Source organism: Dactylosporangium sp. CA-139066, assembly GCF_050936175.1.
Lineage (GTDB): Bacteria > Actinomycetota > Actinomycetes > Mycobacteriales > Micromonosporaceae > Dactylosporangium.
This window is the reverse complement of record NZ_JBNJNH010000001.1, coordinates 8,825,244-8,851,474: the sequence shown is the minus strand read 5'-3', so window position 1 is coordinate 8,851,474 and position 26,231 is coordinate 8,825,244. Positions and strand designations below refer to the sequence as shown.

General features: G+C 73.1%; 29 protein-coding genes. 16 read left to right on the top strand and 13 right to left on the bottom strand.

The features are described from left to right. Nucleotides 1-70 precede the first annotated feature (70 nt). From ACQEVU_RS40525 to ACQEVU_RS40515, 3 genes are all read left to right on the top strand, one after another. The gene (locus ACQEVU_RS40525; RefSeq protein WP_433333316.1) at nt 71-1,771 is read left to right on the top strand and encodes an ABC transporter substrate-binding protein; all 1,701 of its coding nucleotides are present in this window, start codon (nt 71-73) and stop codon (nt 1,769-1,771) included. A 46-nt stretch (nt 1,772-1,817) separates the two neighbouring features. Continuing rightward, nucleotides 1,818-2,075: a preprotein translocase subunit SecG gene (gene secG / locus ACQEVU_RS40520; protein ID WP_392799317.1), complete on the top strand. Its 258-nt coding sequence runs from the start codon at nt 1,818-1,820 to the stop codon at nt 2,073-2,075. 112 nt (nt 2,076-2,187) lie between these two features. Next, nucleotides 2,188-2,526, top strand: coding sequence for an RNA polymerase-binding protein RbpA (locus ACQEVU_RS40515; protein ID WP_433333314.1), 339 nt, complete (start codon nt 2,188-2,190; stop codon nt 2,524-2,526). 482 nt (nt 2,527-3,008) lie between these two features. Here ACQEVU_RS40515 and pgl read toward each other — a convergent pair whose 3' ends face one another. From pgl to tkt, 6 genes are all read right to left on the bottom strand, one after another. Then, on the bottom strand, nt 3,009-3,779 hold the full coding sequence (gene pgl / locus ACQEVU_RS40510) for a 6-phosphogluconolactonase (RefSeq protein ID WP_433333312.1): 771 nt from the start codon (nt 3,777-3,779) through the stop codon (nt 3,009-3,011). After that, on the bottom strand, nt 3,776-4,783 hold the full coding sequence (locus ACQEVU_RS40505) for a glucose-6-phosphate dehydrogenase assembly protein OpcA (RefSeq protein WP_433333310.1): 1,008 nt from the start codon (nt 4,781-4,783) through the stop codon (nt 3,776-3,778). Before ACQEVU_RS40505 ends, pgl begins: the two co-directional genes overlap by 4 nt. A gap of 29 nt (nt 4,784-4,812) precedes the next feature. Continuing rightward, a complete protein-coding gene (gene zwf / locus ACQEVU_RS40500) occupies nt 4,813-6,330 on the bottom strand; it encodes a glucose-6-phosphate dehydrogenase (RefSeq protein ID WP_433333308.1) in 1,518 nt (505 codons plus the stop codon). A 5-nt stretch (nt 6,331-6,335) separates the two neighbouring features. Next, the gene (locus ACQEVU_RS40495; RefSeq protein ID WP_433333306.1) at nt 6,336-7,961 is read right to left on the bottom strand and encodes a hypothetical protein; all 1,626 of its coding nucleotides are present in this window, start codon (nt 7,959-7,961) and stop codon (nt 6,336-6,338) included. Nucleotides 7,962-8,059: 98 nt separating this feature from the next. Next, nucleotides 8,060-9,172 (bottom strand): transaldolase, encoded by a 1,113-nt coding sequence (gene tal / locus ACQEVU_RS40490; protein WP_433333304.1) that lies wholly within the window; start codon nt 9,170-9,172, stop codon nt 8,060-8,062. Nucleotides 9,173-9,190: 18 nt separating this feature from the next. Continuing rightward, a complete protein-coding gene (gene tkt / locus ACQEVU_RS40485) occupies nt 9,191-11,332 on the bottom strand; it encodes a transketolase (RefSeq protein ID WP_433333302.1) in 2,142 nt (713 codons plus the stop codon). Nucleotides 11,333-11,705: 373 nt separating this feature from the next. Between tkt and ACQEVU_RS40480 the strand changes: the two genes are divergently transcribed. From ACQEVU_RS40480 to ACQEVU_RS40445, 8 genes are all read left to right on the top strand, one after another. After that, on the top strand, nt 11,706-12,695 hold the full coding sequence (locus ACQEVU_RS40480; RefSeq protein ID WP_433333300.1) for a heme o synthase: 990 nt from the start codon (nt 11,706-11,708) through the stop codon (nt 12,693-12,695). Between the two features lie 294 nt (nt 12,696-12,989). Continuing rightward, nucleotides 12,990-13,313, top strand: a complete 324-nt coding sequence (locus ACQEVU_RS40475; protein ID WP_433333298.1) for a hypothetical protein — start codon at nt 12,990-12,992, stop codon at nt 13,311-13,313. A gap of 31 nt (nt 13,314-13,344) precedes the next feature. Beyond that, nucleotides 13,345-14,253 carry an ATP-grasp domain-containing protein gene (locus ACQEVU_RS40470; RefSeq protein ID WP_433333296.1) on the top strand — a complete coding sequence of 303 codons (909 nt, stop codon included), beginning with the start codon at nt 13,345-13,347 and terminating at the stop codon, nt 14,251-14,253. Nucleotides 14,254-14,279: 26 nt separating this feature from the next. Then, entirely contained in the window at nt 14,280-14,909 is a 630-nt protein-coding gene (locus tag ACQEVU_RS40465) for a fibronectin type III domain-containing protein (RefSeq protein ID WP_433333294.1), read from the top strand. A gap of 23 nt (nt 14,910-14,932) precedes the next feature. Continuing rightward, entirely contained in the window at nt 14,933-15,670 is a 738-nt protein-coding gene (locus ACQEVU_RS40460) for a TIGR03089 family protein (RefSeq protein ID WP_433333292.1), read from the top strand. 50 nt (nt 15,671-15,720) lie between these two features. Then, nucleotides 15,721-16,059, top strand: coding sequence for an ArsR/SmtB family transcription factor (locus tag ACQEVU_RS40455; RefSeq protein WP_433333290.1), 339 nt, complete (start codon nt 15,721-15,723; stop codon nt 16,057-16,059). Between the two features lie 28 nt (nt 16,060-16,087). Then, on the top strand, nt 16,088-16,543 hold the full coding sequence (locus ACQEVU_RS40450; RefSeq protein WP_433333288.1) for an SRPBCC family protein: 456 nt from the start codon (nt 16,088-16,090) through the stop codon (nt 16,541-16,543). Further along, nucleotides 16,543-17,304, top strand: a complete 762-nt coding sequence (locus tag ACQEVU_RS40445) for an alpha/beta fold hydrolase (RefSeq protein WP_433333286.1) — start codon at nt 16,543-16,545, stop codon at nt 17,302-17,304. The genes ACQEVU_RS40450 and ACQEVU_RS40445 overlap by 1 nt, the downstream gene beginning before the upstream one ends. Nucleotides 17,305-17,338: 34 nt before the next feature. Here ACQEVU_RS40445 and ACQEVU_RS40440 read toward each other — a convergent pair whose 3' ends face one another. From ACQEVU_RS40440 to pcaB, 5 genes are read right to left on the bottom strand one after another with little or no spacing between them, the layout of a single operon-like run. Beyond that, on the bottom strand, nt 17,339-18,022 hold the full coding sequence (locus ACQEVU_RS40440) for a hypothetical protein (RefSeq protein WP_433333284.1): 684 nt from the start codon (nt 18,020-18,022) through the stop codon (nt 17,339-17,341). A gap of 1 nt (nt 18,023) precedes the next feature. After that, a complete protein-coding gene (locus tag ACQEVU_RS40435) occupies nt 18,024-18,635 on the bottom strand; it encodes an ATP-binding cassette domain-containing protein (RefSeq protein ID WP_433333282.1) in 612 nt (203 codons plus the stop codon). Nucleotides 18,636-18,650: 15 nt separating this feature from the next. Further along, a complete protein-coding gene (locus ACQEVU_RS40430) occupies nt 18,651-19,436 on the bottom strand; it encodes an IclR family transcriptional regulator (protein WP_433333280.1) in 786 nt (261 codons plus the stop codon). After that, complete coding sequence (locus ACQEVU_RS40425; protein WP_433333278.1) at nt 19,433-19,819, bottom strand: carboxymuconolactone decarboxylase family protein; 387 nt, start codon at nt 19,817-19,819, stop codon at nt 19,433-19,435. The genes ACQEVU_RS40430 and ACQEVU_RS40425 overlap by 4 nt, the downstream gene beginning before the upstream one ends. Next, entirely contained in the window at nt 19,816-20,967 is a 1,152-nt protein-coding gene (pcaB, locus tag ACQEVU_RS40420; protein WP_433333276.1) for a 3-carboxy-cis,cis-muconate cycloisomerase, read from the bottom strand. Before pcaB ends, ACQEVU_RS40425 begins: the two co-directional genes overlap by 4 nt. A 151-nt stretch (nt 20,968-21,118) precedes the next feature. Between pcaB and ACQEVU_RS40415 the strand changes: the two genes are divergently transcribed. Both ACQEVU_RS40415 and ACQEVU_RS40410 read left to right on the top strand, forming a co-directional pair. Beyond that, nucleotides 21,119-21,481 (top strand): aldehyde dehydrogenase family protein, encoded by a 363-nt coding sequence (locus ACQEVU_RS40415; protein ID WP_433333274.1) that lies wholly within the window; start codon nt 21,119-21,121, stop codon nt 21,479-21,481. Next, nucleotides 21,403-22,077 carry an aldehyde dehydrogenase family protein gene (locus ACQEVU_RS40410; RefSeq protein ID WP_433335268.1) on the top strand — a complete coding sequence of 225 codons (675 nt, stop codon included), beginning with the start codon at nt 21,403-21,405 and terminating at the stop codon, nt 22,075-22,077. The genes ACQEVU_RS40415 and ACQEVU_RS40410 overlap by 79 nt, the downstream gene beginning before the upstream one ends. Nucleotides 22,078-22,079: 2 nt before the next feature. Here ACQEVU_RS40410 and ACQEVU_RS40405 read toward each other — a convergent pair whose 3' ends face one another. Next, nucleotides 22,080-22,394 carry a hypothetical protein gene (locus ACQEVU_RS40405; protein WP_433333272.1) on the bottom strand — a complete coding sequence of 105 codons (315 nt, stop codon included), beginning with the start codon at nt 22,392-22,394 and terminating at the stop codon, nt 22,080-22,082. A gap of 142 nt (nt 22,395-22,536) precedes the next feature. Between ACQEVU_RS40405 and ACQEVU_RS40400 the strand changes: the two genes are divergently transcribed. Together ACQEVU_RS40400 and ACQEVU_RS40395 are read left to right on the top strand one after the other, a co-directional pair. Then, on the top strand, nt 22,537-23,286 hold the full coding sequence (locus ACQEVU_RS40400) for a DUF4184 family protein (protein ID WP_433333270.1): 750 nt from the start codon (nt 22,537-22,539) through the stop codon (nt 23,284-23,286). Beyond that, nucleotides 23,237-23,773: a GNAT family N-acetyltransferase gene (locus tag ACQEVU_RS40395; RefSeq protein WP_433333268.1), complete on the top strand. Its 537-nt coding sequence runs from the start codon at nt 23,237-23,239 to the stop codon at nt 23,771-23,773. Before ACQEVU_RS40400 ends, ACQEVU_RS40395 begins: the two co-directional genes overlap by 50 nt. On the opposite strand, the gene ACQEVU_RS40390 is transcribed toward ACQEVU_RS40395, so the two are convergent. Further along, complete coding sequence (locus ACQEVU_RS40390; protein WP_433333266.1) at nt 23,737-24,678, bottom strand: COX15/CtaA family protein; 942 nt, start codon at nt 24,676-24,678, stop codon at nt 23,737-23,739. The genes ACQEVU_RS40395 and ACQEVU_RS40390 overlap by 37 nt on opposite strands. 799 nt (nt 24,679-25,477) lie before the next feature. Between ACQEVU_RS40390 and ACQEVU_RS40385 the strand changes: the two genes are divergently transcribed. Next, nucleotides 25,478-26,227: a helix-turn-helix transcriptional regulator gene (locus tag ACQEVU_RS40385; RefSeq protein WP_433333264.1), complete on the top strand. Its 750-nt coding sequence runs from the start codon at nt 25,478-25,480 to the stop codon at nt 26,225-26,227. The last annotated feature ends 4 nt before the right edge of the window (nt 26,228-26,231 follow it).

Here is a 26,231-nt window from a genome sequence, read left to right as displayed (position 1 = left end):
GCCGGCGGGCCACGGGCTCATCCGCCACGAACGGGTGACCGGGCGCGCGGGCCACGCCGTGAGGACGAGCATGCGTCGTGCCATTTTCGCGAGCCTGGCCGCACTGTCGCTGATCGGCTCCGTCGCCGGGTGCAGTACCGCAGACGCCAAGAACGGGCCGCAGCCGCCGAAGCGCGGCGGCACCCTCCACGTCGTGGTGAGCGCCAAGCCGGCCCACCTCGACCCCCAGCGGGTCTCCACGGCGACCGAGGCCAACGTCAGCCGCCTCATCTCCCGCACGCTCACCACGTTCCGGTCCGAGCCGGGCGCGGCCTCCAGCGAGATCGTGGGCGACCTCGCCACCGACGCCGGCCGCCCGAGCGAGGGCAACCGGGTCTGGGACTTCCAGCTCAAGGACGACGTGCGCTGGGAGGACGGCACCCCGATCACCTGCGCCGACGTCAAGTACGGCGTCGAGCGCAGCTTCTCGGGCCTGTTCTCCGTCGCCCAGCCGTACGCCAAGACCTACCTCGCCGACACCGACGGCTACGCCGGCCCGTTCGTCGGCGGCAACAACGGCGGCAAGGGCCTCTCGTCGGTGCAGTGCGTGGACAACCGCAACATCCGGTTCACGCTGAACCAGCCGATCGGCGACTTCGGGTACACGGTGGCCATGTCGCTGTTCGCCCCGGTCCCGGCGAAGCAGGACACCAAGAATGACTACGACAAGCACCCGTTCTCCTCGGGGCCGTACAAGCTGCAGGAGGTCACCGACCAGCAGCTCGTGTTCGTGCGCAACTCGTACTGGGACGAGAAGACCGACAGCGTCCGCAAGGCCTACCCGGAGAAGATCCTCATCGAGGCCAACGGCGACCTGCCGACCGTCACCTCGAACCTGATCACCAGCGACGGCGAGAACGCCGACGCGATCGACCTGGACAAGAACGTCGCGCCGAACTTCGTCCAGCAGGTCGTCAACGACCCGGACCTGTCGGCGCGGGCGGTGCAGGGCAGCTACGGCGGCATCCGGTACCTCGCCATCAACAGCAAGCGGATCCCGAACCTCGCCTGCCGGCAGGCGCTGGTGTACGCCTTCAACAAGCGCAAGTTCCGCGCGGCCGCCGGCGGCTCCGTCTACGGCGACTACGCGAACACGATGATCGCGCCGCAGCTCAAGGCCCACAAGGACTTCGACGTCTACGACAGCACGAACAACGTCGAGGGCAAGCCCGACGTAGCGCTGAAGCTGATGGACGAGCAGGCGAAGGCCAACAAGCCCTGCCCGGCCACGCTGACCCTGTCGATCCCGGACCAGAAGGACATCCGCCGCCTGGCCACCACGATCGTGGAGACGTACCAGCAGATCGGCATCCAGGTCAAGATCAACGGGATCGACCCGGAGACGTACTTCGACGTCATCGGCAACCCGGCGAACACCAACGACCTGCTGTGGTCCGGCTGGATCCCGGACTGGGCGAACGGCTCGGCGGTCATTCCGCCGCTGTTCGACGGCCGGCTCATCCCGACCAAGGCCAACGCCACGAACAACCAGGACTACTCGCTGCTCAACGAGCCCGAGATCAACGACATGATCTCCGCGGCGCTGGCCGAGTCGGTGCCGGACCGGCAGTACAGGCTGTGGGGCGAGCTGGACCAGAAGATCGCCGAGCAGGCCGTGACGATCCCGATCGTCTACATGAAGGCGCTGCGCATGGCCGGCAGCAACGTGCGCGGCGGGTTCATCCATCCGCAGTTCGGCCAGCCCGACCTGTGCGCTCTCGGTCTCGCCTAGTAAGCTCCATCCGTTACGACCGCCACTTCGAGAGGACGACCGCGCCATGACGGCGTTCGCCTACACCCTGATCGTGCTGCTGGTCATCACCAGCGTGCTGCTGACCCTGCTCGTGCTCCTGCACCGCGGCAAGGGCGGCGGCATGTCCAGCATGTTCGGCGGCGGCGTCTCGTCGAGCCTCGCGGGCTCCTCGGTCGCCGAGAAGAACCTCGACCGCTACACGCTGCTGGTCGGCATCATCTGGTTCGCGTGCATCGTGGGCCTCGGCCTCTGGCTGAAAATTGTCGAGAACGGTGGTGCCTAGCCACACCGGGTAGTTTTAGACTCGTGCGCGCGGTCCGTGTACTTTTCGGGCCGCGCGCACGAGTTTTACGCCCTTTGACGTCGTACCCCCCGACGAACAGGAGCGAGCAGCCGTGGCAGCTGGCAACGCCATCCGCGGAACACGAGTCGGCTCCGGCCCGATGCGCTGGGCCGAGCGAGGAGAACAGGCCCCTCGGCGGAGCGTCACCTACTGGTGCGCCAACGGCCATGCGACGCAGCCGGCGTTCGCGGCCGAGGTCACACCACCGATCCTCTGGGACTGCCCCCGGTGCGGCCTGCCGGCCGGGCAGGACGCCCAGCAGCCCCCGGAGCGGCCGCGGGCCGAGCCGTACAAGTCCCACCTGGCCTACGTGAAGGAACGGCGCACCGACGCCGACGGCGAGGCCATCCTGCAGGAGGCCCTGGCGAGACTCCGCCAGCGCCGCGGCTAGCCCACGGTCCGTGACGGCTTTTCACGGTCCGTGAGCGAGTTGGAGATCGGTTAGGTGGCGTGATGTACGGTCGGAGGTAGACCGGACGCGCCGCCGCCGATCATCCGTGTAACTTTCCGCGGCGCCGGTTCCGTCTGGACATCCCTGGCCACGGCGGTCGCACCAGCTCGCGCCTCCGACCGGCCTGCGCGCCTCGTTCGCGGTCCGCGCCTGGTCCGCGGTCCGCGCCTGGTCCGCGGTCCGCGCCTGGTCCGCGGTCCGCGCGCTTGGCACGCACGGATCGCCGCCGGGTCCAGGGGCAACCCGCCCGCGCAAAGCGCTCGGACCGCGGCGTGTCGCTCGGCAGATGCCGGCGTGTCGCGTGGGCATGGCATGCCGCTTCGTTTCGTTTCGTGCTGCCGGCCGCGCGCGGCGGCCTCGCAGGCCAGCAACGCAGAGCGGCGCCGCCCTCCGAAGGAGACCGGCGCCGCAGCGTGGTGCGATCAGACGAGGCTGCGGAACTTCGGCGGCAGCTCGTGGGCCGCCGCCGAGTCGAGCAGCCACAGCGTCAGGTCGCGGCCGTGCACGCCGGCCGCCGGGATCTGGCGCGGGCCCGCGTCCGCCAGGGCCAGGCCCACCGCCGCCGCCTTGCCCGTGCCGGACGCGATCAGCCACGCCTCGTCGGTCGTGTTGATCGCCGGGAGCGTGAGGGTCGTGCGGACCGGCGGGGGCTTCGGGCTGCCGCGCACCGCCGACACCGGGCGGTTCTCCAGCGTCACCGGGTGCTCCGGGAACACCGAGGCGACGTGGCCGTCCTCGCCGACGCCGAGCAGCACCACGTCGAAGTGGGGGAGCTCGGCGTGGCCGGGGCGGGCCGCCTCGGCCAGCTCCGCGGCGTAGCGGGCCGCGGCGGCCTCGGCGTCGTCGCCGTCGGGGCCGTCGGACGCGGGCATCGGGTGTACCCGGGTGGGGTCCAGCTTCAGCGCGTCGAGCAGGGCCGCGCGGGCCTGGGTCTCGTTGCGCTCCGCGTCGCCGGCGGGCAGGAAGCGCTCGTCGCCCCACCACAGGTTCACGCGCGACCAGTTGACCGCGTCGCGGGCCGGGCTGTCGCGGATCGCCTGGTAGATCTGGGCGGCGATCCGGCCGCCGGTCAGGACCAGGGTCGCCTCGCCGCGCTCGGCCTGGGCGTCGGTGAGCCGGACGATGAGGCGCGCCGCGGCGGCCTCGGCGAGCAGCTTGGGCTCGGTGTGTACGACAACCTTGCTCTGGGTCACGAAGCCGCCTCGGCGAAGTTGGTCGCCTCCGGGCGCTCGGCGAGGGCCGGGTCCTTCCAGATGTGCACGCGCGGCGCGGTGCGCTCGTCGAGGCGGCGCTTGCCGGTCGCCGAGGCCAGGGCGGCCGCGTACGGCTGGTCCGGGTCGAGGCGGCGCAGCTCCTCGGCCAGCTCGTCGCCGAGCGGGCGGCGGGTCAGCGGCAGGATGCGGTCCGGCTGGCCGGTGCGCTGCAGCGTGGCCACGCCCGCGTTGAGGTCGCGCACCAGGCTCATGCTGTTGCCGTCCTCGAGCTCCAGCTCGACCGACTCCATGATCTTGCCGGAGCCGTCGCGGCGGGCCGGGCGCACGCCCAGGCGGGCCTCGAGCCAGCCGCCGAGCAGCATCGCGGTCGGGTCGTGCTCCGGGGCGACGATCGTCGCCGCCTTCACGCCCACGCGGTTGGCGTCGAACGCGCCGGCCAGCAGCGTGCGCCACGGGGTGATGCGCGACCACGCCAGGTCGGTGTCGCCGGGCACGTAGTCGTCCGACCGGATCCGCAGCGCGGCCACCGGGTCGTCGGCCTGCGCGCTGTCGGTGATGCGGCGGTCGGCGACGACGCCCAGTGGGTCGTACGCGATGCGCTCCGGCGGGGTGCACTGCCACCACGTCACCACCGGCACGTCCGGTGCGAGCAGCGGCATGACCACCGACTCGGCGTGCAGCGCCAGGCGGCCCTGCATGCGCATCACGACCGCCTCGCACGGGCCGAGCCGGCCGCCGACGACGATCTCGGCGTCCAGGCGTGAGCGTTGCTGCGTCACGTCGGCGCGCACGATGATGAGCAGCCGGCACGGGTGCGCGGAGGCGGCGATCGTGGCCGCCGCCTCGGCCTCGCGGACCTGCCGCTCGTCGACCACGGCGATCAGCGTCAGCGCTAGGCCGCTGGTCAGCCCGCCGGCGCTGCGCCGCTCGTTGGCCAGGGCCTTGACGACCTCGATGCCGGTCGTGTCCCACAAACCGATCATGTCCATGTCTCCCTCTAGGCCCCGATGTCCTAGGCCCGGCGCCAGGTGCGGCCGTCGCGGGCCAGCATCTCGTCGGCGGCCCGCGGGCCCCACTCGCCCGCGCGGTACGGCTCCGGCGTCGAGCCGGCCCACGCCGCCTCCAGCGGGTCGACCACGTTCCAGCTCGCCTCGACCTCGGCGGAGTCCGGGAAGAGCGTCTTGTCGCCGACGAGCACGTCGAGGATCAGCCGCTCGTACGCCTCCGGGCTCGCGTCGGTGAAGGCCTCGCCGTACTGGAAGTCCATCGCGATGTCGCGGACCTCCATCGTCGTGCCGGGCACCTTCGAGCCGAACTTCAGCATCACGCCCTCGTCCGGCTGCACCCGGATGACCAGCTGGTTGTGGCCGAGCATCTCCACGTCCGCGTCGCTGAACGGCAGGTGCGGCGCCTTCTTGAACAGCACCGCCAGCTCGGTCACCCGCCGCGGCAGGCGCTTGCCGGCCCGGATGTAGAAGGGCACCCCGGCCCAGCGGCGGTTCTGGATGCCCAGCCGCACCGCCACATACGTCTCCGTCTTGGAGTCCGCCGGGACGTCCTTCTCCTCCAGGTACCCCGGGACGCGCTCGCCGGCGACCCAGCCGGTCAGGTACTGCCCGCGGACCGTCTGCGTGAACACGTCCGTCGGCACCTTGATCGCGTTGAGCACCTTGAGCTTCTCGGTGCGGATCGCGTCGGCGTCGAAGGCCGTCGGCTCCTCCATCGCCACCAGGGCGAGCAGCTGCAGCAGGTGATTCTGCAGTACGTCCCGTGCCGTGCCGACGGTGTCGTAGAACCCGGCGCGGGTGCCGATGCCGACGTCCTCGGCCATCGTGATCTGCACCGAGTCGACGTAGTTGGAGTTCCAGACCGGCTCGAACAAGTTGTTGGCGAACCGCAGCGCCATGATGTTCTGGACGGTCTCCTTGCCCAGGTAGTGGTCGATGCGGAACACGTCCTGGGCGGTGAAGGCGTCGTCGACGAGGTCGTTGAGCTGCATGGCCGAGCCGAGGTCGTACCCGAACGGCTTCTCCACCACGACCCGCCGCCAGCCGCCGGACTTCGCGTTGTCCGACATCCCGGTGCGCTCGAGCTGCTTGAGCACGACCGGGAACGCCGAGGGCGGGATCGACAGGTAGAAGGCGGCGTTGCCCTGGATGCCGGACTCCTCGCGCAGGTCGTCGAGCGTCTGCGCCAGGTGGTCGAAGGCCGCGTCGTCCTCGAACGAGCCCGGCACGAACTTGATGTTGCCGGCCAGCCGCGACCACACCTCCTCCCGCCACGTGGTGCGGGCGCCGTTCTGCGCGGCCCTGCGGGCGAGGTCCTCGAAGTCGCCGTCGCCCCAGTCGCGCCGGGCGAAGCCGAGCACGGCGAAGCTGGGCGGCAGCAGGCCCCGATTCGCCAGGTCGTAGACGGCCGGGATGAGCTTCTTGCGGGCCAGGTCACCGGTTACGCCGAAGATGACCAGCGCACACGGCTCGGGAATCCGAGGCAGTCGCCGGTCCTGCGGGTCCCGCAGCGGATTGGTCATCAGTCTCACCCTCCGAGGGCGGCCAACAGTTGGTCGATACCGGTTGCCCGGTCGGTCAGATGGAGCCGCAGCACCGGCCCCGCGCGCCGCTCGGCGGCGGCCCGGGCGGCCTGCAGCCCGCCGAACGTGTAGGGCCGGCCCGGCACCGGCACGTCGCCGGTCACCGCGCCGGTGATCTGCAGCGTGGCGCCGAGCCCCGGCCGGGCCGGGCGCCCGCCCCAGCCGAAGGTGACGGCCCGCGCGACGCGCCCGGCCAGGGCGTCGCGCATCCCGGCCGCGGCGGCGTCGCCGTCCCGGTCGAGATAGGCGGAGATGGCTACATACCCACCGGCGGCGACTCCACGCACGAGGTCGTCGATGGCGCCGATGAGCGTCGCCTGCGAAGTGTCGCCGTAGACCTCGACGGCCCCCTCGACAAGCGTCGGCACCTCCGCGGCGATGTCCGAAATTTCGGATAAATCCGGCGCGGTGGTCAGGGCGTCGCTGGCTGGGACGCCGGGGATGCCGGCACGAGCGCCGCCGGCCGAGCCGCCCGAGCCGGGGACAGCGCCGGCGAGAGCGCCGCCGGTGATTGCGCCGCCGGTGGGGGCGCCGCCGGTGGGGGCGCCGCCGGTGGGGGCGCCCACGGTGGGGGCGCCCACGGTGGGGGCGCCCACGGTGGGGGCGGTGCCGGCGGAGAGCATGCGTGCGGCCTGCTCCCAGGCGAGCAGCTGCGCGCCGAGCGGGCCGTTCACGCAGAGATCGGAGGCGATCCCGCCGCCGGGCATGATGCCGCGGCCCAGGACGCCGCCGACGGTCACGCTGAACACGTCGAGGCCTTCGTGGCCCCAGGACGACGGGTTCTCCAAGGCGACCGGGACCACGCCGGGGAACAGCTCGGAGATCCACTCGCCGAGGCCGTCGATGCCGGTGCCGTCGGGCGCGACCGCGAGCTTGTCGCGGCCCGCGCGCGTCGCCGCGGCGATGGCGGCCCCGAGGGCCGCGCCGGGCGAGGCCGACGGGGCGACCTCCATCGAGGGGCGGGGCGCGGGCGGGGCCAGGGTGAAACCGGCCGAGAGCCGCGCCGCCGGGGGAGGGGCCGGTGCGAGCAGGGCCGCCGCCTCATCGAGCAGCGCGGCCGTGTCGGCGCCGGCCAGGCCGGGTGCCACCAGGCCGTACGCGCTCAGGGCGGACAGCGGCGAGGCATCGGTCAGGAACAGTTCGCCGCCCAGGGCGGCGAGCGCGGAGCCGGGCGCGGTCACCACGACGAGCGGCGGCTCGGCGCGGTCGCGGAGCAGGCGCAGGTAGGCGTCGGTCTCCGGCGACGGGTCCGCGGGGGCGGCGGCGACGAGCACGGCCCGGTCGAGGCGGGTCAGGGCCGCGGCGGCGCGGTGCGGGTCGGCCGAGTCGAGGACCGTCAGCCGCAGGCCGAGCGTGGCCGCGATCGCCCGGGCGGCGGCGGCCGGGGCCCCGGTCGCCAGGAGCACCACATGGTCGAGGCCCCGCGCGCGCAGGTCGCCGCGCAGGGCCTCGATGCGGGCCGCAAGCTCCGGTCCGGGCAGGGGGAGCAGCGGGGCGGGATCGGCCGCCGGCGCGGCGCCGAAGACCGTCAGGCCGGCCGCCGCGACCACGTCGTCGAGCAGATCAGACACCCGCTACCCCCTGCATGCCCTCATCCTGGTGCCCGCGAGTGGCGGGCACGCCAAGAAACCATGAAACCTCAGGCCGGAGTACTTCAGGCTGGAGTACCTCAGGCGGATGCGGCGTCGAGCGCCTTCTGCACCGTCTCGATCATCTCCTTGCCGCTGACCGTGAACTTCTCCACGCCCTCGCGCTCGAGGACCTCGACGACGTCGTTGTAGTCGATGCCCACCGCGGCGAGGCGGTCCATGACCTGCTGCGCCTCGGCGTAGCCGCCGGTGACGGCGTCGAGGCGGACCTCGCCGTGGTCGGCGAAGGCGTGGATGACCGCCTCCGGCATGGTGTTGACCGTGCCGGGGGCCACGAGCTCCTCGACGTAGATCACGTCGCGGTACTCCGGGTTCTTGGTCGACGTCGAGGCCCACAGCGGCCGCTGCGGGTGGGCGCCCGCGTCGGCCAGGGCCTGCCAGCGCTCGGAGGAGAACTTCTCCTCGTACAGCTTGTAGGCCAGCTTCGCGTTGGCGATCGCCGCCTTGCCGAGCAGGGCCTTGGCCTCGTCGGTGCCGATCTTCTCGAGGCGCTTGTCGTACTCGGTGTCGACGCGCGACACGAAGAACGACGCCACCGAGCCGATCTTGGCCAGGTCGTGGCCGTTGGCCTTGGCCTGCTCGAGCCCGGCGAAGAAGGCGTCGATCACCGCGCCGTAGCGCTCGAGGGAGAAGATCAGGGTGACGTTGACGCTGATCCCGTTGGCCAGGGTCGCGGTGATCGCCGGGATGCCCTCGCGGGTCGCCGGGATCTTGATGAACAGGTTGTCGCGGTCGACGAGCCACCACAGCGCCTTCGCCTCGGCGACGGTGCGGTCGGTGTTGCCCGCGAGGGTCGGGTCGACCTCGATCGAGACCCGCCCGTCGACGCCCTTGCTGGCGTCGGCGGCCGGCTTCATCACGTCACACGCCCAGCGCACGTCGTAGCCCATGATCGAGCGCATGGCCTCGGCCACGGACGTCTCGCGCAGCGCCAGCTCCGTGTTCTGCTCGGCGTAGTCGTCGGCCGAGGTGACGGCCTTGGCGAAGATGGTTGGGTTGGTGGTCACGCCGACCACGTGCTGCTCGCGGCGCAGCTTGTCCAGCCCGCCGCTGGTCAGCCGTTGCCGGGAAAGGTCGTCGAGCCAGATCGCCACGCCAGCGGCGGCGAGCTCGGCCAGCCGATCGGAACTCATCGCGGGTCTCCTTTGACTTCAGTTGCCGGTGGTGCTGCCGGTGATCTCGCCGGCCTTGGCCAGCGAGGCGTGCGCGGCCGCGACGACCTTGTCGGCGGTGAAGCCGAACTGCTCGAACAGCACCGTGTAGGGGGCGCTCGCGCCGTAGTGCTCGATGCTCACGGGGACACCGCAGTCACCGAGCAGCTTCTGCCAGGACATCGCGATGCCGGCCTCCACGGTGACGCGGGCCTTCACGCCCGTCGGGATCACCTGCTGGCGGTACGCCGCGTCCTGCTCCTCGAACCACTCCTGGCAGGGCATCGACACGACCCGGGTCGGCGTGCCCTCGGCCTCGAGCCGCTCCTGCGCCTTGACCGCGAGCTGCACCTCGGAGCCGGTGGCGATGATGATCACCTTCGGCTGGCCGTTGGCGGCGTCCTTGAGGATGTAGCCGCCCTTGGCGACGTTCTCGGCCGGCGCGTACACCGTGCGGTCCAGCGTCGGCAGGTTCTGCCGGGTCAGGGCCAGGGCGATCGGCTGGTTCCTGCGCTCCAGCGCCACCTTCCACGCCTGCGCGGTCTCGTTGGCGTCGCCGGGGCGGACCACCGCGAGGCCGGGGATCGCCCGCAGCGCCGAGAGGTGCTCGATCGGCTGGTGCGTCGGGCCGTCCTCGCCGAGGCCGATCGAGTCGTGCGTCCACACGTAGATCACCGGCTGCTGCATGATCGCGGCCAGGCGCACCGCCGGGCGCATGTAGTCGGAGAAGACGAGGAACGTGCCGCCGTAGGGGCGGGTCGGGCCGTGCAGCTTGATCCCGTTGAGGATCGCGCCCATGCCGTGCTCGCGGATGCCGAAGTGCAGGGTGCGGCCGTACTCGTGGCCGGGGAACGCCTTCGTGGCGAACTCGGAGGGCAGGAACGACGGCTCGCCCTCCATCGTGGTGTTGTTGCTCTCGGCCAGGTCGGCCGAGCCGCCCCACAGCTCCGGCAGCACCGGCGCGAGCGCGTTGAGGGTGTCGCCGGACGCCTTGCGGGTGGCCACGCCCTTCTCGCTGGGCGGGAACTCCGGCAGCGCCTTCTCCCAGCCGTCGGGCAGCGCGCCCGCGAGCAGCCGGTCCAGCAGCTCGGCCCGCTCGCCGGCGCGCTCGCGCCAGTCGGCGAAGCCCTTGTCCCACTTCTCGTGCTCGGTCTTGCCGCGCTCGATCGCCTCGCGGGTGTGCGCGAGCACGTCCTCGGCGACCGCGAACGACTGCGCCGGGTCGAAGCCGAGGATCTCCTTGGTGGCGGCGATCTCGTCGCCGCCGAGGGCCGAGCCGTGGATCTTGCCGGTGTTCTGCTTCTTCGGGGCCGGCCAGCCGATGATGGTGCGCAGCGCGATGAACGACGGCCGGTCGGTCTCGGCCTTGGCGGCCTGGATGGCGTCCCACAGCGCGTGGACGTCCTCGGTGTACACCCCGTCGCCGGCGTCGTGCCCCTTGCGCCAGTCGACGACCTGGGTGTGGAAGCCGTAGGCGGCGTAGCGCGCGGCCACGTCCTCGCTCTTGGCGACCTTGGTGTCGTCCTCGATCGAGATCTCGTTGTCGTCGTAGATGACGACGAGGTTGCCCAGCTTCTGGTGCCCGGCCAGCGCGCTGACCTCGTGGCTGATGCCCTCCTCGATGTCACCGTCGGAGCACAGCACGTAGACGTGGTGGTCGAACAGGCTCTCCCCGACGCCCGGCTCCGGGTCGAACAGGCCGCGCTCGCGGCGGGCCGCCATCGCGAAGCCGACCGCGTTGCCGATGCCCTGGCCCAGCGGGCCGGTGGTGGTCTCGACGCCGGCGGTGTGGCCGTGCTCGGGGTGGCCCGGGGTCAGCGAGCCCCACTGGCGAAGCGACTTCAGGTCGTCCAGGCTCAGGCCGTAGCCGGCCAGGTACAGCTGGATGTACAGCGTCAGGCTCGAATGGCCGCAGGAGAGCACGAAGCGGTCGCGCCCGAGCCAGGTCGGGTCGGTCGGGTCGTGCTTCATGACCTTCTGGAAGAGAAGGTATGCGGCGGGGGCGAGGCTCATCGCCGTGCCGGGGTGGCCGTTGCCGGCCTTTTCGACGGCGTCCATCGCCAGCACCCGGACCGTGTCGACGGCGCGCCGGTCGACGTCTGACCAGGAAAGCTCGGGAACCTTGACCTCTTCATCGCTCACGGCGGTGCTGCTCCTGTCGAACGGCGAGGTTGCGTTTTTCCTCGAAGGGGTTATCAGGTCGACCCTACCCACGAATGGGTGGCCCCACGCTGAGTCGACCAGGTTTCGGACATCGGCGACGCTGCCGGCGGCCACGGTAGTCGATGCCCGCTCGCGCGCGGTGCGGCCCGGATGAGCCGCGACGCCGGCCGCACAGCGCGCAACGTCGATCGGTTCAGCCCTGCGCGAAATCGGTGCGGCGGGGCGTGCCGCGGGGGCGCCGTCCGACCAGCGACGATCCTGTTCTACGATGCGTGAGCCCGCCGATCTCGGTGGGACCCTCGCTCCGCCGACGGGCAGTTCCGCGGCGATGCCGGAAGGTGGCAATTCAGACGTGACGCAGCTCGTCGACCATGGAGTCGTTGATAAGCGCGCGTCCGAGCCGGTCCGTCCCACATCGGCGGCGACCCTGGCCCGGGCCCAGCAGGCGCAGGCGGCCGGCCGGCGCGCCGGCGCTCTCGCGGTGGTGAAGGCATACGTCTCGCTCACCAAGCCCCGCATCATCGAGCTGCTGCTCATCACCACCGTCCCGGTGATGTTCCTGGCCGACCACGGCCTGCCCAACCTGTGGCTGGTGCTGGTCGTGCTGGTCGGCGGCTCGCTCGCGGCCGGCGCGGCCAACGCGCTGAACTGCTACATCGACCGCGACATCGACCAGGTGATGAAGCGCACGTCGCGGCGGCCCCTGGCCACGCACACCGTGTCGCCGCGCAGCGCCCTGATCTTCGGCCTCACGCTCGCCGTCGTGTCGACGGTGCTCATGGCCACGTTCACCAACCTGCTCGCCACGCTGCTCACCGCGGGCGCCATCGCGTACTACGACCTCGTCTACACGATGTGGCTCAAGCGGACCACGCCGCAGAACACGGTGTGGGGCGGCGCCTGCGGCGCGGCCCCGGTGCTCATCGGCTGGGCCGCGGTCACCGGCGGGCTGTCGTGGCCGGCGTGGGTGCTCTTCGCCGTCGTGTTCCTCTGGCAGCCGCCGCACTTCTACGCCCTGGCCATCAAGTTCAAGGACGACTACGCGCGGGCCGGCATCCCGATGCTGCCCGTGGTGGCGAGCATGCGCCGGGTCGGGCTCGAGACGGTGGTGTACAGCTGGCTCACCGTCGGCGCCTCCGTCGCGCTCTGGCCGCTGGGGATGACGCCGCTGTACGGCGTCGTGGCGATCGTGACGGGCGCCATGCTGCTCGTGGAGGCCCACCGGCTGTACGGCCGGGCCCGGCGCGAGGAGCCGCTGAAGCCGATGCGGCTGTTCCACTGGTCGGTGACCTATCTGACGCTGCTGTTCGTCGCGATCGCCGTGGACGCGCTGCTGCAGTAGCCGCGCGGCGGGCTGCCCGGCGGCAACTACCGGGGGCCCGAACCCCGCACCAAAAGGTCGCCTAAGCGAGAGTTAACCCAGAAACGCCCGAATTTTTTGGCACGTCCACGCCGATGCGAGTGACGTGACAGATATCTCGCTTTGCGCGCCGAATGGGCGTGAAGAAAATACCGATATTTACGGACATTGCCGGGCGAATCGAGGAGCGTGTCCGCTAAACCTGTCCGTTATGACGATCACAACCGGACGTCAGTTCACCCACACGTGGTCTGACGTCCCTCTAATGTGGCGCTCATGGCAGATGGTTCCGATACGACGATGACCCTGAGCCGCCCGGTGCCGGGCAGCCTGATCACCGGCATCAAGTCCTTCGCGGACGACCACGGCGGCGCCAAGGCAGTCATCGAGTACGTCGGCCGGCGCGGTGCCCGCATCGTGCTCGTCGGGGAGGACGGCGTCTGGGGCGACCAGTTCGCCGAGGGCACCGACATCGCGCGCAACGCCTGCGCGCAGGCGGGCGTCACGATCGAGAACGCGTGGGAGCGCGAGCTGCTCGAGCAGATGCGGCCGAGCAACGACCTGTGGCGCTCGATGGGCCGCCGCACCCTGTCCCGCTAGGGCACCCCGCAGGCCCCGGTATCGTCGCCGGGTGAGCCAAGATCGTCAGTCCCGCACCGACCTGTCCGCCGCGACCCGGGCCGCCGCCCGGGTCGCTCTCGTTACCTGCGCCGACCTGCCCGACCTCGACGAGGACGACCGGGCGCTGATCCCGGCCCTCGCCGCACACGGCATCGCCGCCGAGCCGGTCGCCTGGAGCGACCCGAGCGCCGACTGGTCCGCCTACGACCTGGCCGTGATCCGCAACACCTGGGACTACGCCCGCCGCCGCGACGAGTTCGTCGCCTGGGCCCGCACCGTCCCCCGCCTGGCCAACCCGGCCGCGGTGATCGAGTGGAACACCGACAAGCGGTACCTGCGCGACCTCGCCTTCGCCGGCATCCCGATCGTGCCGACCACGTGGGTCGAGCCGGGCGAGGAGTGGGCGCCGCCGGCCGAGGGCGAGATCGTCGTCAAGCCGGCCGTCAGCGTCGGCAGCATCGACACCGGGCGGTACGACCTCGCGACCCAGGGCGACCGGGCCGCCGAGCTCGTGCGGCGGCTGCAGGGGGAGGGGCGGGTCGTCATGATCCAGCCGTACCTCGCCGCCGTCGACATCGGCGGCGAGACCGCGGTCATGAGCTTCCGCGGCGAGTTCAGCCACGCGATCCGCAAGGGCGCCATCCTGACCGGGCCCTACGAGGAGACCAAGGCGCTGTACCAGAACGAGGACATCTCGCCGCGCAACCCGTCGCCCGACGAGCGCGCGCTCGCCGCGCGGGTCCTCGCGGAGCTGCCGGTGCCGGCGGGCGACCTGCTGTACGCCCGGGTCGACCTGCTGCCCTCCCCGGACGGCCCGGTCGTCATCGAGGTCGAGCTGACCGAGCCGTCGCTGTTCCTCGGCCACGCGCCCGGCGCGGCCGAGCGGTTCGCGGCGGCCGTCGCGGGCCGCCTCACATAGCGCGCGGCCGTGCCGATGTGACGGGCGTGAAACGGCGCATCGGCACGGCCCTCGTGCTGACCTCGGCCATGGTGGCCGGGGTGGCGGGGTGCAGCATGCTGCCCGGCATGACCGGCAGCGGCGGCGGGGGCTCCGGCACCACCGCCACCCGGTCGGGGCCGCCGGTGGCCATGCCGGAGCGGCAGGTGTACCTGCGCGGGGACGCGGTGAGCCCGGCGGCGAGCACCGCCACCCCGGCGCGCGGCCCGATCGCGTCGATGTCGCTGTTCCCCACCCGCTCGGCCGGCACCGCGGCGGCGCCGAGCCCGCGCCCGAGCGACTGCACCGGCGTCGTCCATCCCGGCGTCGTCAACGGCGCCGACGTTGCGCCCGGCACCACGTCGGCCGTCGTCAGCTGGTGGAACATCGGCGACCCGTACATCGTGGAGTACCAGCTCGCACCGGTGCCGCAGGACCTGTACATGGGCGTGCAGCCGGCGTGGAAGTGGCAGAAGGTCGCGCCCGGCACCGGCTGCACCCGGGTCAGCGCCACCGTGACCGGGCTGAAGTCCGGCGGCCACTACGTCTTCGTGGTGCACGCGCTGCTGAAGAAGTACGGCTCGCGGGCCACCTCGGTGCCCGAGGTGGCCCGCAGCGACGCCGTCACCCTCCTGTAGGGGTTCTGGCTAGGCTGGCCGGCATGGCCGAGCTTCCCGTCCCGCGACCGGCCGGCGCCGCCGCGGGCGTCGACGTGCCCCTGATCACGTACCACGACGACGCCACCGGCGAGCGCGTCGAGCTGTCCGCGACCGCGCTCGGCGAGTGGGCGGCCCGCGCCGCCGGCCTGCTGCGTGAGGGCTGCGGCCTCGGCGCGGGGAGCCGGGCCGCGGTCCTGCTGCCCCCGCACTGGCTCACCGCGGTCGCGCTCATGGGCGCCTGGTCCGCCGGGATCACGGTCTCGCTGCGCGGCTGGGCGACCGCGGGGCTGCCGAGCCTCGAGCCGGGCGCGGGCGAGCCGTTCGGCGTCTCCTTCGTCGCGGCCGCGCGGATCGGCTCGTGGCTCGAGGACATCCCGGAGGCGACGCACCGGTTCTCGTGCTTTGCCGAGGAGCCGCCCGAGGGGTACCGCGACCTGCGCGCCGCCCTCGACGCGTACCCGGCGCACACGCCGGCGCCCGGGCGCACCCGCGGTACCGATGCCGCCACCGCCGACGGGTCCAGCTTCGGCCAGTGGGGCACGATCGCGGCCGGCGTCGCCGAGCGGATCGGCCTGCGGGGCGGCGACCGGCTGCTCGTCGACGCCGCGGGGGACGACCACCCGGTCAAGTGGCTGCTCGCGCCGCTGTCGGCGGGCGCCACCGTCGTGGTGTGCGCCAACGCGACCCCCGAGGCCCTCGACGCGCACGCCGAGCGCGAGGGAGCGACCCACCGCCTGTAGTTACAACCAACTGGTTGTTAAAACGCTCGGTTGTGGGTACCGTCGCGGGCATGGCGGTTGTCACCGACGAGCTGAGCCTCGTCTTCGCGGCCCTGGCCGACCCGACCAGGCGGGCCATCCTGGAGCGGCTCGCGGAGAGCGAGGCGACGGTCCACGAGCTGGCCGAGCCCTTCGCGATGACCCAGCAGGCGGTCTCGAAGCACCTCAAGGTCCTCGAGCACGCCCGGCTGATCTCGCGCACGCGCAGCGCCCAGTCGCGCCCGTGCGCCCTGGAGGCGCAGCGCCTGGCCGAGGCGGCCGGCTGGATCGAGCGGCACCGGCAGGTCTGGGCCGACCGGCACGACCGCCTCGCCGAGCACGTGCGCCGGATCCAGGGCGGTGCCCGATGAGCGGCACGCAGCGAAGCGCGGCGGCGGCGTGAGCGGGGTGGGGGAGCTCACGTTCAGCCGGGTGCACGACGCGCCGCCGGAGCTGCTGTTCGAGTGCATGACGACGCCCGAGCACCTGACCCGCTTCTGGGGGCCGGCCGGGACCACCACGCCGCTGGACGGCATCGTCGTCGACCTGCGCCCGGGCGGCGCCTTCGAGACCACGATGGTCGGCGCCGACGGCGGCACCTACACGATGCGCGCCGTCTACGCCGAGATCGACCGGCCCCGGCGGCTCGTCTGGATCGAGCCCGGGGTCGAGGGCGGGATGCGCACCGAGATCACGTTCACCGACCTCGGCGACGGGCGCACCGAGGTCGTCACCCACCAGACCAACGTCCCCGCCGCGTACCTGAGCGCGCGGGCCCGGGCCGGCTTCAACACCAGCCTGGACCGCTTCGACGCCTACCTGGCCGAGATCCACCGAGACCGCAGGGAGTCCTGATGCCCACCGTCACGTCCGCCGACGGCACCCCGATCGCCTACGACCGCGCCGGCGCCGGACCGGCCCTGGTCCTCGTCGATGGGGCCATGTGCTACCGCGCCGCCGGGCCGATGCCGCCCCTCGCCGCGCGCCTCCAGGAGCATTTCACGGTGTACACCTACGACCGGCGCGGCCGCGGCGAGAGCGGCGACACGCTGCCGTACGACCCGGCGCGCGAGACCGAGGACCTCCTGGCGCTCGTCGGGGCGGCCGGCGGTTCGGCCGCCGTCTACACGATGTCCTCGGGCGGGGCGATCGGCCTGGCCGCCGCGGCCGCGAGCCCGGCCGTCACCGCCCTGGCGCTCTACGAGCCGCCGTTCGTCGGCAACGACCCCGCCTACTCGGCGCGGCTGGCCGAGCTGCTCGCCGCCGGCCGCCGCGGCGACGCGGTCGCGCTGTTCATGGGCCGCGTCGGGATGCCCGCCGAGGCGATCGCCGGCTTCCGCGCCTCGCCCGGGTTCGCGACCCTGGAGGCGATCGCGCACACCCTGGCGTACGACGACGCGGTGCTCGGCGCGGGCCACGTCCGGCCCGAGGTCGCGGCGGCGATCCGCGTGCCATCGACGGTGATCGGCGGCGGCGCCAGCCCGGCGTTCCTGCTCGACGCCGCCCGCGCGACGGCCGCGGCCCTGCCCGGCGCCCGGTTCGAGGTCGTCGACGGGCAGACCCACGACCCCGACCCGGACGCCCTGGCGCCGGTGCTGGTCAAGCTGCTGAGCTGATCCCGGCCGACCGGAGCGGGCCCGGGCGACGGGCCTAGGTGAACAGCAGGTGACGGCGGCGGCGCAGGCGAAGGGTCGTCAGCGTCGCCGTCACGCCGACCAGCAGCAGCGTGCACAGCGCGGCGTGCAGCAGGCCCCGCTGCAGGTAGCCGGCGTCGGTGAGGTCGACCGTGTACGTCCCGATCTCCCGGTTCGACCACAGCGGCAGCAGCCGGGCCGAGCTCTTCGCCGGGTCCATCAGGAACTGCAGGGCCAGCAGCGTGATGAGCAGCAGCGCGCCCTCCAGGTCGCGCGGCACCAGCGCGCCGACGAGCAGCCCCATCGGCGCGGCCACGACCACCGACACCGCGATCAGCACCGCGAGGGCGCCCGGGCGCCGGAGGTCCTGGTCGGCGGCGATGATGCCCCAGTAGACGGCGCCCAGCGTCAGGCCGATGCCGAGCAGCGCGACGAGGCGGCCGGCGTAGAGCTGGCCCGGCCGGTAGCCGCCGATGCGCAGCCGCGGCTCGGCGGCCTTGGCCGCGGTGCCGGAGAACAGCGCCAGGGTGCTGACGGTCCAGGCCAGGCCGAGGGTGGCGAAGCGGATCGACTGGCCGACCTTGTCGTCGTGGCGGGCCAGGTAGAACACGAGGGGCACCAGCGCCAGCAGGGCGAGGGCGCCGCGGCGGCGCAGCAGGTCGCGGGCCACCATCTCGGCGACGATCAGGGTCTTGCGCACGTCACACTCCCACCGGCGTGAGGTCGAGCACCGTGTCGACGCGGTCGAGGACGTTGAGCATGTGGGTCACCACGACGACCGCGCGGCCCTCCGCCCGCCAGCGGAACACCCACTCCCAGAAGTCGGTGTACGAGCCGCGGTCGAAGCCCTGGTACGGCTCGTCGAGCAGGATCAGGTCCGGGTCGCCGAGCGCGGCCAGCACCAGGTTCAGCTTCTGCTGCGTGCCGCCCGACAGGTGCCGGGCCGCGACCGGCTCGCTCGCGTCCCACGACAGCCGGCGGGCCATGCGCCGCCCGGACCGGCGCGCCGCCGGCCGGCTCGCGCCCCGCGCGGCGCCGAAGAGCTCGAAGTGCTCGTCCGGGCGCAGGAACGGGAACAGGCCGGCCTGCTGCGGGCAGTACCCGACGGTGCCGGAGACGGTGACCGTGCCCGCGTCGGCGCCGACCAGCCCGGCGCAGATCTTCAGGAACGTCGACTTGCCGGCCCCGTTGGCCCCGACGATCGCCGCCACCTGCCCCGCGTGGACCGTGAGGCCGACGTCCTGCAGGACGTTGCGGCGCCCGTACCGCTTGCAGATGCCCTCGGCTCGAAGCCGCACCTTTCCGTACTCCATGCATGGATGAACGCATCACGGGCGCTTGCGGGTTGGCGGCAGGTCCCGCTCGATGCGGGCCGCGGCGGCCAGCAGCGGCGGCACCAGGTCGCGGCGGACCTCCTCGGCGGTGCGCCGGCTCGCCGCCGTGGACAGGTTCAGCGCGGCCACGACCCGCCCGGCCCGGTCCCGGATGGGCGCCGCCACCGAGCGCAGCCCCTCCTCGAGCTCCTGGTCGACGAGCGCCCAGCCCTGCGCGCGGGCCCGCTCGATCTCGGCGCGCAGGGCGGCGGCTTCGGGCACGGTGTGCGGGGTCAGCCGGCGGGGGCGGGCCGAGGCCAGGAACGCGTCGAGGTCCGCCGGGGGCAGTCCGGCCAGCAGCACGCGGCCCATCGAGGTGGCGTACGCCGGGAAGCGCGTCCCGACGCTGATCATCACGGTCATGATGCGCGCGGTCGGCACCCGGGCGACGTAGACGATGTCGGCGCCGTCGAGCACCGACACCGACGAGGACTCGTTGACCTCGGCGACGAGCGTCTCCAGGTGCGGCTCGGCGACCGCCGGCAGCGACAGCCCGGACAGGTACGCGTACCCGAGCTCGAGCACCCGCGGCGTGAGCGAGAACTGCCGCCCGTCGCTGCGCACGTACCCCAGCTCGCCCAGCGTCAGCAGGAACCGCCGGGCCGCGGCCCGGGTCACGCCGGTGAGCGCGGCCACCTCGCTGAGCGTGAGCTGCGGCCGGGTGGCGTCGAACGCGCGGATGACGGCCAGGCCCCGCTCCAGCGACTGCACGAAGTCGGGGCCGCGCGGCTCCTGCGTCACGCCCGATCCTCGCGCCGATCCAGCTCCTCGAGCACGCGGGCGGCGGTGGCGAACGCGGCGTTGCCGGCCGGCGCCCCGGCGTACACGGTGGCGTGCAGCAGCACCTCGGCGATCTCGTCGCGGGTCAGGCCGTTGCGCAGCGCGGCCTCGACGTGCATGGCGAGCTCGTCGTCGCAGCGCAGCGCGACCAGCGCGGCGAGGGTCACGGCGCTGCGGGTGCGCCGGTCCAGCCCCGGCCGGTCCCAGACGCTGCCCCAGGCCGCGTTGAGCACCCACTCGCGAAACGGCTCGGCGAACGGCTTCGGCGGCCGCTCGGCGAGGGGCCCGAGCACCTCGCGCCGCACCTCGGCACCCCGCCGGTGCACGTCGCCGGCGGGGTTCACCGCTTCGCCCCGAACGCGTCCAGGGCCCGGTCGACCAGGGGGCCGGTCGCGGTCAGGTCGCCGGTGAGGCCGCTGCGGGCCAGGTTGTCGCGCATCACGTCGGGGTGCACCAGCAGCCGCTCCAGGGCCGCGCGCAGCCAGGAGACGGCCGAGCCGGTCGCGACGAGCAGCTCCCGCATCGGGCGCCACTCGGCGTGCCAGGCGCCGGCGGCCCGCTCGTGCTCGTGGGCCATCGCGGCGAGGAGGTTGGCGACCAGGCCGGGCGCCGAGCCGGCGCAGCCCAGCGCGCAGACGGCGGCGATCGGGTTGCGCTTGTGGGCCATCGCCGACGAGCCGCCGGGGGAGCTGTCGGAGACCTCGTTCACCTCGTTCTGGGCCAGCAGCGTGAGGTCCCGGGCCACCTTTGCGACCGCGCCGGCCGCCGACCCGAGGGCGCCGGCGAGGTCGGCGATCCGGGTCCGCTCGGTGTGCCAGGGCACGGCCGGCTCGTTCAGCCCGAGCACGGTGGCCAGGCCCTCGACCACGTCGGGCCCGGCGTCGCCGAACGGGGCGAGGGTGCCGGCCGCCCCGCCGAACTGCACGGCGAGCCGCTCCCGCTGTACCTGCTCGAGGCGGCGCCGGGCGGCGTCGAGGCCGCCGAGCCAGCCCGCCGCCTTGAGCCCGAACGTGGTCGGCACCGCCTGCTGCAGCAGGGTGCGGCCGATCATCGGGGTGTCGCGGTGCTCGCGGGCCAGCCGGGCGGCGTGGTCGGCGCAGGCGCCGAGGTCGGCCAGCAGCGGCCGCAGCGCCCGCGAGGCGACCAGCATGCCGGCCGTGTCGAGGATGTCCTGGCTGGTGGCGCCGCGGTGCACGGCGCCGGACCAGGCCTCGGGCACGGCGGCGCGCAGGGCGGCGACCAGCGGTACCACCGGATTGCCGCTCGCCGCGGCGGCCGCGCCGATGGCGGCGACGCCGAACGCCTCGGGCCGGGCGCAGGCGGCGCCGATCGCGTCGGCCGCCTCCTGCTCCAGCAGCCCGGTGAACGCCTGCACCTCGGCGAGGGCGGCCTCGACCTGCAGCATGGCGGTCAGCCACGCATCGTCGCCGACGGCGGTGGCGACCTCGCCCCGCGCCAGCACCTCGCCGAAGAGGCTTGTCGTAGCACCCATGCGATCCCCGCGCTCTGTGTCGGCCGAATGACGAGCCTATCGGGGCCCTCACCCGGAAATCGGCAGCTTGGGCAACCTTGCGACGCTCGGGGCGCCACGCGAACTATTGTGCGCGATACGAACACGGTCGCAACGAAGCGAGGTGGGATCTGTGAGCTTTCTGGTGGAGACGCCGCTCGGCGCCGGCACAAGGGACGTGATCGAGCCGGCCACCAGCGCGGTCCTCGGCACGGTCGGGCTGGCCGCGCCCGGCGACGTCGGGCCGGCCTGCGCCGCGGCCGCTGAGGCGCAGCGGGCGTGGGCGGCGGCGCCGTTCGAGGAGCGGGCCGGGGTGCTGCGCCGCGCCGGGGCGCTGTTCGAGTCCCGGGCCAAGGAGGTCGAGGAGTGGCTGGTCCGCGAGGCCGGTTCCATCCCGCCGAAGGCCGGCGTCGAGACCTGCCCGACGCCGACCTCGACCGGGCCGTCTCGGCCGGGGCGTGGGGCTCGTACCTGCACTCGGGCCAGATCTGCATGACCGCCGGCCGGCACCTGGTGCACGAGTCGATCGCCGACGAGTACGTGGCCCGCCTGGCCGCGCACGCCGACGCGCTGCCCGTCGGCGACCCGCACACCCAGCCGGTCGCGCTCGGCCCGCTCATCGACGCCGGCCAGCGGGACAAGGTCCACGCGCTGGTCACCGCGACCGTGGACGGCGGCGCCCGGCTGGCCGCCGGCGGCCGCTACGAGGAGCTGTTCTACCGCCCGACGGTGCTGGACCGGGTCGCCACGACGGCGCCCGCCTACGCGAACGAGGTCTTCGGCCCGGTCGCGCCGGTGGTGCGCTTCGCCGACGAGGACGAGGCGGTCGCGCTCGCCGCCGCCTCCGAGCTCGGGCTGTCGCTGGGCATCCTCACCGGCGACGCGATGCGCGGCCTGGCGCTGGCCGAGCGGATCCCGACGGGGATCGTGCACATCAACGACCAGACGGTCAACGACGAGGCCGTGGCCCCGTTCGGCGGCGTGCGCGACTCGGGCACCGGGGCGCGGGCCGGTGGCTCCGGCAACATCGACGCATTCACCGACCTGCGCTGGATAACGATGCGGGGCACTATCGCGCAGTACCCCTTCTAGCCTTACAGGAAGTCCGTGAACCCGGGGCGGAAGCGATCATCGGGCTTGCCGAATGCCGTGAACGCCACCCCGCCCCGGGGCTCGACTCCTGGCAGGTGTTCGATCATCCGATCGTGTTCAATCACGCACGCCAATGCCTGTGTGAGATCCGACTCAAGCTGATGGACCGCCTCTTCGAGGTCCTCCTCCCGGCGCGACCAGTCGATGTCGGCCTCGCGCAGCTGCTGTCCGGCCAGTTTGGCCACGACCTCCGGATCGGTGACCGCGACTTCCAGGCGACAGTAGATCTGCATGACGAGCGGTTCGGTGTGACCCATTGCAAAAGCGTTGCACATCATTCATCGCGCGTACCAGAAAGTGCAGATGAATTTACAACCCGGCAATCCGCAGTTGTGAGAGCTTCGTGATGATCCGGTGCACGCGCCCGGATTTGCGGATCTTTGCGGCCAGAGTGGGTGCGTGCCTTCGACGCTGCCGACGCATCCGCTCGCCGTCCTGCCGCTGAAGCTGTGGCGCCCCCGCTGGTTCGACGGGGTCGCCCTGGCCACCGGCGCCTGCGCCCCCGACTTCGCCTACGCCCTCGACGGCATCGGCGTGCGCATCCCGACCCACACCGTCGCCGCGCTGCTGTGGTGGAGCCTGCCCGCCGCCGTCGCGGTCGCGTGGCTGGCCCGCCGCGGCGCGCCCGCCGTCGCCGCGCACCTGCCGGGGTTCCTGCGGGAGTACGGGGTGCTCGGGCGGGTGCGGCATCCGTGGTACGTCACCGCCGGCTCCGCCCTGCTCGGCGCGGTCAGCCACCTGCTGTGGGACCTCGTCACCCACCCGTACGGCCCGGTCGCCGCGTGGTGGCCGGTCCGCCAGGCCAGCGACGACTCGGCGCTGCTGCTGATGCCGCTGTTCATCTGGTACTGCGGGCGCCGCCACCTGCTGCGCCGGTGGCACGGCGAGCCGCCGGCGGTGCCCCGGCGCCCGCTGCGCTTCTGGGGCGTGGCGGGCGCGGTCGCCGCGGCCGGCGTCCTCGTCACCTACGGCGCCGGCGATCACCACCTGGCCTGGCCGTGGTTCGGCTACCCGATGCGGCCCCACGTGCTCGGCGTGCGGCTCATGGCGTCGGGCGCCCTGGGGCTGCTGGCCGGGGCGCTCGCCGTACAGTCGGCTGGTGTTGTTGCAGACCGACCGGCTGCTGCTGCGCCGCTTCCGCGCCGGTGACGCCCCCGCCCTGGCCGCCTACCGTTCGGACCCGGACGTGGCCCGGTACCAGGGCTGGGACGCGCCGTTCCCCCTCGATGCCGCCGAGCGCTTCGTCGCCGCCGTCGGGGAGCGGGACCCGCGGGCCGAGGGCTGGTTCCAGTACGCGATCGAGCGCCGCGGCGACGGCGCCCTCGTCGGCGACGTCGGCGTCAACCGCCACGACGAGGGCCGCCAGGCCGAGCTCGGCTTCACGCTCGCGCCCGGGTTCCAGCGGCAGGGGTACGCCGCCGAGGCCGTCCGCCGCGTCGTGGACCACCTGCTGCTCGAGGAGGGCCTGCACCGCGTGCACGCCTCGCTGGACGCGCGCAACGACCGCTCGGCCCGCCTGCTGGAGCGCCTGGCCTTCCGCCGCGAGGCGTACGAGATCCAGAGCCAGTTCTGGAAGGGCGAGTGGACCGACGACGTGCGCTACGCGGTGCTGGCCAGCGAGTGGTCGCGCTCCTGAGCCTTCTGGGACTTCGGCGGGGCCAGCGACACCAGCAGGTTGAGCGTCGCCGTCCAGACCAGGCAGGCGCCCAGCATGTGCAGGATGACCACGGGCCAGGGCAGGCCGGTGAAGTACTGCACGAAGCCCACCACGCCCTGCGACAGCTCGACGGCGACGAGGACCGCCGCGGCGCGGGTGACCCGCAGCGGCGCCCCGAGCGCGCGCAGCCCGAACCAGATCGCGACCGACAGCCCGACGAGCACGAACACGGCGTCGGCGTGCAGCTGCGACATGGCCTCGGGGTCGAACCCGGTGCGGCTGGCCCGGGTGTCGCCGGAGTGCGGCCCGCTGCCGGTCACCACGGTGCCGAGCACCAGCACGGCGGCGGAGACCGCGGTGATGACGATCCCGGCGGTGCGCATCGCGCGGGGCGCGGTCCAGCGCGGGGGTTCGTCCTTGCTGCGGTACCAGAACAGGAACGCGACCGCGATGAGCGCGATGGACAGCAGGAAGTGCGCCGCGACCGTCCACGGGTTGAGCGCCATCCGCACGGTGATCCCGCCCAGCACGCCCTGCGCCGCGATGCCGCCGAGCACCCACAAGGCCCCGCGGAACGTCCTGGGCCCCCGCCGCCGCTGCCGCCACGCCGCCGCGAGCGCCACAACGGCGAACACGCTGAGCACGAAGGTGAGCGTGCGGTTGCCGAACTCGATGACGCCGTGGTACCCCATCGCGGACGTGGTCACGTAGGACTCGTCGGTGCACCGCGGCCAGGTCGGGCAGCCGAGCCCGGAGCCGGTGAGCCGGACCAGCCCGCCGGTGCACACGATGCCGATGTTGGCGGCGAGCAACGCGAACGCCGCCCGGCGCAGCGCCGCGGGCCGCTCGAGCCACTCGTTCACCCAGCTCACGATTCGTCCCACGGCGGCGATACTACGCGCGGCTACATATCGGCCCGCCCACCGCCCGCCGGGGTCCGGCCGGGGCTCGGCTTCTTCCTGGCGACGCGCTCGTCTTGCCGGTGGTGCACTCGACCTTCCTGGCGATGCGCTTGCCCTTTCGGCCGCGCTGGGTTTTCCCGACAAGTCGGGCACTCCGTGCCACGACTTGTCGGATTTATACCCTGACAGGTCATAAATCGGGCATGCCGCTTTCGCTGGCCGGTCCGGGCGTGGCTTGTTCATGGAGGCGGCGAAGCGTGGCCCTGACTCGTGGTGTCGATCCGCGCCCTGGCTGGCGGATGTGGATCCGCCGGCTGACTCGCGGTAGCGATCCGCGGCGCGAAGCGGCCCGGCGGCGCGCGTCTCCGGGCGCGGCTGCGGGGTGTGATCGTGCGAGCGGTGCAGCGAAAACGTCGCCGGGGCGGGCTGGAAGGTACGAATCGGACCTCGCGGGTTCGGCCGGCGATGGCTGTCGCGGCGGGTGCTTCGGCCGGCGGGCGGTGGCCGACGGTCGTCGTCGCCGCAGGATGGGGGACTTCGGCGGCCGGTTTGGTGCGGGCCACGGACTCCGACAAAACGGATTTATGACCCGGCAGGCGAAAAATCCGAAAAGTCGTGGCGCGCCAGCGCCCGACTTTTCGCAGCTCCCCACCCCGGCCCGCGTGGCACGGTTGAGGTGCCGGCCGGGTGCAGGGTCGGTTTGGTTAGGGTTACCTTCCGTGCGGTGGATCACCCGAGCGGTGGTTTGCCCGGAGTTCGCGAATTACGTAACGTTGGTGTTGTGAAAAACGCTGACGCAGTGTCGCGTGCGCAGGTGCGGGTTGTCGCGCCTGTGCCGGACGACCCTGCCGAGGCGTGCCCTCCGTCGGCCGCGCTCGACGTCCGCACCCGCGACAGGGTGACCGAGCTGCTGCTGCAGGAGGGGTCCGCCACGGCCACCGAGCTGGGGCTCGCCCTCGGGCTGAGCCCGGCGGGCGTGCGCCGGCACCTCGACGCGATGCTCGCCGAAGGGCTCGTGGAGAGCCGCGAGCGGCCCGATCGCGGGCGACGCGGGCGGGGGCGGCCGGCGCGCGTGTTCACGCTGACCGCGGCCGCGCGCGAGGCGCTGCCGCACACGTACGACGGGCTCGCGGCCTCGGCGCTGCGGTGGATCGCCGAGCACGGCGGGCCGGCCGAGGTGGCCGCGTTCGCCGCCGCGCAGGTCGCGGGGCTCGAGGAGCGGTGCCGCGCGGCCATGGCCGAGGCGGGGGAGGACCCCGTAGCCCGGGCCGAGGCGCTCGCGCGGGCCCTGACCGCCGAGGGCTACGCTGCCGGCGCGACGACGATCGCCACCGGCGGGCAGCTGTGTCAGCACCACTGCCCGGTGGCCCACGTCGCCGCGGAATTCTCCCAGCTGTGCGAGGCCGAGACGCAGGTGATCTCGCGCCTTGTGGGTACGCACGTCCAGCGGCTCGCCACCATCGCCAACGGCGACGGTGTCTGCACCACCCATATTCCGGCCCGGGTTCCAGCCCGGCGCCCGTCCCGATAGGCAA

What these genes read in the sequence shown, in the direction of transcription:
- ACQEVU_RS40525 (WP_433333316.1), top strand. Translation starts at nt 71, where the DNA reads ATGCGTCGTGCCATTTTCGCGAGCCTGGCCGCACTGTCGCTGATCGGC.
- secG (WP_392799317.1), top strand. Translation starts at nt 1,818, where the DNA reads ATGACGGCGTTCGCCTACACCCTGATCGTGCTGCTGGTCATCACCAGC.
- ACQEVU_RS40505 (WP_433333310.1), bottom strand. Translation starts at nt 4,783, where the DNA reads ATGATCGGTTTGTGGGACACGACCGGCATCGAGGTCGTCAAGGCCCTG.
- zwf (WP_433333308.1), bottom strand. Translation starts at nt 6,330, where the DNA reads ATGACCAATCCGCTGCGGGACCCGCAGGACCGGCGACTGCCTCGGATT.
- tal (WP_433333304.1), bottom strand. Translation starts at nt 9,172, where the DNA reads ATGAGTTCCGATCGGCTGGCCGAGCTCGCCGCCGCTGGCGTGGCGATC.
- ACQEVU_RS40475 (WP_433333298.1), top strand. Translation starts at nt 12,990, where the DNA reads ATGGCAGATGGTTCCGATACGACGATGACCCTGAGCCGCCCGGTGCCG.
- ACQEVU_RS40460 (WP_433333292.1), top strand. Translation starts at nt 14,933, where the DNA reads ATGGCCGAGCTTCCCGTCCCGCGACCGGCCGGCGCCGCCGCGGGCGTC.
- ACQEVU_RS40455 (WP_433333290.1), top strand. Translation starts at nt 15,721, where the DNA reads ATGGCGGTTGTCACCGACGAGCTGAGCCTCGTCTTCGCGGCCCTGGCC.
- ACQEVU_RS40445 (WP_433333286.1), top strand. Translation starts at nt 16,543, where the DNA reads ATGCCCACCGTCACGTCCGCCGACGGCACCCCGATCGCCTACGACCGC.
- ACQEVU_RS40435 (WP_433333282.1), bottom strand. Translation starts at nt 18,635, where the DNA reads ATGGAGTACGGAAAGGTGCGGCTTCGAGCCGAGGGCATCTGCAAGCGG.
- pcaB (WP_433333276.1), bottom strand. Translation starts at nt 20,967, where the DNA reads ATGGGTGCTACGACAAGCCTCTTCGGCGAGGTGCTGGCGCGGGGCGAG.
- ACQEVU_RS40405 (WP_433333272.1), bottom strand. Translation starts at nt 22,394, where the DNA reads ATGGGTCACACCGAACCGCTCGTCATGCAGATCTACTGTCGCCTGGAA.